The sequence below is a fragment of the Burkholderia sp. E168m23 genome (assembly GCF_016586125.1).
Taxonomy (GTDB): Bacteria; Pseudomonadota; Gammaproteobacteria; order Burkholderiales; family Burkholderiaceae; genus Burkholderia; species Burkholderia orbicola.
Window position 1 is genome coordinate 1 of the sequence record NZ_BCPP01000739.1, and the last position, 3,655, is coordinate 3,655.

Genomic DNA, 3,655 nt, shown 5'->3' on the forward strand with positions numbered 1-3,655 from the left:
ACAACTGCCGCTGCACGGCGCGTAGAATCGTCTGCGCATCGACGTGGCCGCTTCGCCCGTCGCCCGATTTCCATCGCATCAGAACAACGACGCGCGATCCGCGCGACTGAGAGCACACGATCATGTCCGAGGCCACGACCGCCGCATCGTCCGCGAGCAACGACGAAATCGCCGCTTACGTCGGCAAGAACGCCGCCTGGTTCGAACGAAAATGGGCGATCGCCGACTCGCGCAAGAGCCGGCAGTCGTGGAACTGGGCCGCGTGCTTCCTCGGCCCGGTCTGGTTGGCGTATCGATGCATGTACTGGCAGGCGGCCGCCGTGCTCGCCGTCACGCTCGGCATCACGCTGGTCGAATTGCTGTACTTCCCGGGATACTTCGAATCGAGCGTGCTCGACCCGGCCACGATCGCGATCGCGGTGTCGCTCGGCTGGTACGGGAACGGCCTCTACAAGCGGCACGTCGAGCGCCAGATCGAAAAACTGCGCCCGAACGCGACATCTCGCGAATCGTTTCTCGCGCTGCTCGAGGCGCAAGGCGGCACGAACTGGCTGGCGGCGGCCGGTTTCGCCGTCGCGACGCCGCTGCTCGGCGTACTGCTGTTCATGATGGGCAACGCCGGAGGCGCGATGTACTGATCGCGGTAGCCGGCGATCGGCAAACGCAGGGCAGAAAGAAGAGGGCGGACGGCGCCGTCGCCATGCATTTACACGGCACACGGCGCATGCTCGCGCGGCCTTCAATGCAGATGCTTCAATTTGTCAGGATTCCGCACGACATAGATCGCGACGATCTTACCGTCGTCGATCTCGAGCGCAGTCGTCTGCAGCTCACCGTCGGCTTCCAGCGTGACGAACCCCGGCAGCCCGTTGATGAACCCGGCCCGCACGAGCTTCGACGCATGCGTCGCAAACAGCTCGGCCAGGTACGCATGCACCCGCATCACGAGCTCGAAGCCGAATACCGGTTTGCCGGCCGCCGTGCGCTTGCCGCCGCCATCGGAATGCAGGCTCACGTCCTCGGCGAGCATCGCGCCGAGCGTGCGCATGTCGCCGCTGCGTGACGCCGCGAAGAACGCTTCGGCCAGTTCGATCCCGCGCTGCTTCTCGACATGAAAACGCGGTCGCGCCTCGCGCACGTGCGTGCGGGCTCGCGCGGCGAGCTGCCGGCACGCGGCCGGGTCGCGCTGGATCGTCGTGGCGATTTCGTCGAATTCGAGGCCGAACACGTCGTGCAGCAGAAACGCCGCGCGTTCGAGCGGCGAGAGCCGTTCGAGCGCGAGCAGCAGCGGCAGCGTGACGTCGTCCGGTTCGTCTTCCTCGACGACCGGCTCGGGCAGCCACGGGCCGATATAGGTCTCGCGCTGGTGCCGCGCGGATTTCAACTGGTCGAGGCACATGCGCATCACCATGCGGCGCAGGAACGCCTCGGGCACGCGCACCTCGGTACGGTCGACGTCCATCCAGCGGATGAACGCGTCCTGCACCATGTCCTCGGCATCCGCGACGGAACCGAGCATCCGGTACGCGACGCGGATCAGCGTGCGACGCAGCGGATCGAAGCTCGCCGCCGCGTCGGCTTGTTCTTCGGCGCGGCGGCTGGCCGGATCGAGGTTCGGCATCAAGCCACCATCTTCGCGGCGGCGGCCTTCGCGTCGGCCGGGTCGACCCACAGCCCGAAGCCGACGGCGAGCCGGTTCCAGCCGTTGATCACGTTGATCATCACCGTGAGTTTCACCTGTTCTTCCTCGCTGAAATGGTCGTTCAGCGCCGCGTAGGCCGCTTCGTGCGCCGCATGGCCCTCCGACAGCCGCGTGAGCGCCTCGGTCCAGCCGAGCGCCGCGCGCTCGCGGTCGGTGTAGCAGGGCGCGTCGCGCCACGCGGACAGCAGGTAGATGCGCTGCTCGGTCTCGCCTTGCTCGCGCGCCTCGACGGTGTGCATGTTAAGGCAGTTCGCGCACGCGTTGATCTGCGACGCGCGGATCTTGACCAGCTCGATCAGCGTCGGCTCGAGGCTCCCGGCCGCGGCGACCGACACGGTCATCCAGCTCTTCATCAGCGCGGGGGCGGCGGCAAACGGATTGAGTTTCGCAGTCATGGTTCCTTCTCCTTTCGTGTGAGTTCCGCTGATATGACGAGCCAACACCCCGCGCGTGTGACATCGACGCGAAAAATTTTTCGGAAACGGGGAAGTGCGCGGCGGAAAGCGAAGGGCAGAGCCGCCAGGCAGGGCGCCAGGAAGGACGCGATATCGACTGACGAATCGGCTGCATAAGGCTGCTCCTTCGACGAACGCGCGCCATCGACCTTTCACGCACGCCGGGCGGCTGTCACCGGACGTCAGTAGCACGCAGCCGCGGGCACGCGCATTGCATCCGGGGCCAAACCGCGCCACGACGGGCGTCGACGGTTCGTTACACGCGCGATGCCCACACCACACATGCTTTCATTTTTCTTTCACATTCGTTTCACTGGAAATCCGATTCGCGACGTTCACATTTCTGGACCATACTGTTCTGCACGGGCAGACGAAGTGACGCCGCATCCGCGGCCCGGCGCGCGCGCCGGCTGCCCGACGACGCAGCAGCAAATCGCACGTCAGCCGCGCGCATTCGAGCGCAAGGCTTTCCCTTTTCCGGCAACGCAACGCAGCGAATCGCGACGTGAACGGTAAACCGATGAGCCTCCTTGCATCCCAGCTTCAGCGCCGTTACCAGGACGTGCGCGCCCATAGCATCGCGTTGACCGCGACGCTGTCCGCCGAAGACCAGGCCGTGCAGTCGATGCCCGACGCGAGTCCGACCAAATGGCATCTCGCGCATACGACCTGGTTCTTCGAAACCGTCGTGCTGATGCGCCGCGTGCCGGGCTACGCGCCGTTCGACGACGCCTTCCAGTTCCTCTTCAATTCCTATTACGAAGCGCTCGGCCCGCGCCATCCGCGGCCGCAGCGCGGGCTGCTCACGCGTCCGTCGCTGGACGAGGTGCATGCGTACCGGCAATACGTCGATGACGCGATGCTGCGCGCGCTGGCCGGCGCCGACGCGGCACTGCTCGACGCGATCGCGCCCGAGCTCGTGCTCGGCCTGCATCACGAGCAGCAGCATCAGGAGCTGATCGTCACCGACATGCTGCATGCGTTCTCGTGCAACCCGCTGCGGCCGGCATTCCGGCCGCGCACCGGCGACGAAGCCGGATGCGCGCTCGCCGCGGGCGACGCCGGCCCGTTGCGCTGGCTGCATCAGCCGGGCGGGCTCGTCGAGATCGGCCACGATGGCGATGCGTTCTCGTTCGACAACGAACGGCCGCGCCACACCGCGCTCGTGCGGCCGTACGAGATCGCGAACCGCCTGGTGACGAATGCGGAATTCGCGGCGTTCATCGCCGACGGCGGCTATACGCGGCCCGAGTTCTGGCTGTCCGACGGCTGGGCCACGGTGCAGCGGGAAGGGTGGCAAGGGCCCGCGTACTGGATGCCGGACGACGACGATGCGGCCGCCACGCGCGTACGGCGCACGTTCGGCCTGCATGGCGTCGAGCCGCTCGCGCCCGACGCGCCGGTGTGCCACGTGAGCTTTTACGAAGCGGCCGCGTATGCGGAATGGGCCGGCGCGCGGCTGCCGACCGAATTCGAATGGGAAACCGCGTTCGCGGCC

The 3,655-nt window shown here is 66.7% G+C and carries 4 protein-coding genes; 2 read left to right on the top strand and 2 right to left on the bottom strand.

Annotation, left to right across the window (positions count from 1 at the left end; translation table 11 throughout):
• The first annotated feature begins 122 nt into the window (after positions 1–122).
• Positions 123–638, top strand: coding sequence for a DUF2628 domain-containing protein (locus tag JMF90_RS28590; RefSeq protein ID WP_201316660.1), 516 nt, complete (start codon positions 123–125; stop codon positions 636–638).
• A 101-nt stretch (positions 639–739) separates the two neighbouring features.
• On the opposite strand, the gene JMF90_RS28595 is transcribed toward JMF90_RS28590, so the two are convergent.
• Both JMF90_RS28595 and JMF90_RS28600 read right to left on the bottom strand, forming a co-directional pair.
• Complete coding sequence (locus tag JMF90_RS28595; protein WP_201316661.1) at positions 740–1,621, bottom strand: sigma-70 family RNA polymerase sigma factor; 882 nt, start codon at positions 1,619–1,621, stop codon at positions 740–742.
• Entirely contained in the window at positions 1,621–2,097 is a 477-nt protein-coding gene (locus JMF90_RS28600) for a carboxymuconolactone decarboxylase family protein (RefSeq protein WP_201316662.1), read from the bottom strand. Before JMF90_RS28600 ends, JMF90_RS28595 begins: the two co-directional genes overlap by 1 nt.
• Before the next feature lie 580 nt (positions 2,098–2,677).
• Between JMF90_RS28600 and egtB the strand changes: the two genes are divergently transcribed.
• On the top strand, positions 2,678–3,655 hold a 978-nt coding region (gene egtB, locus JMF90_RS28605), incomplete at its 3' end, for an ergothioneine biosynthesis protein EgtB (RefSeq protein ID WP_201325733.1).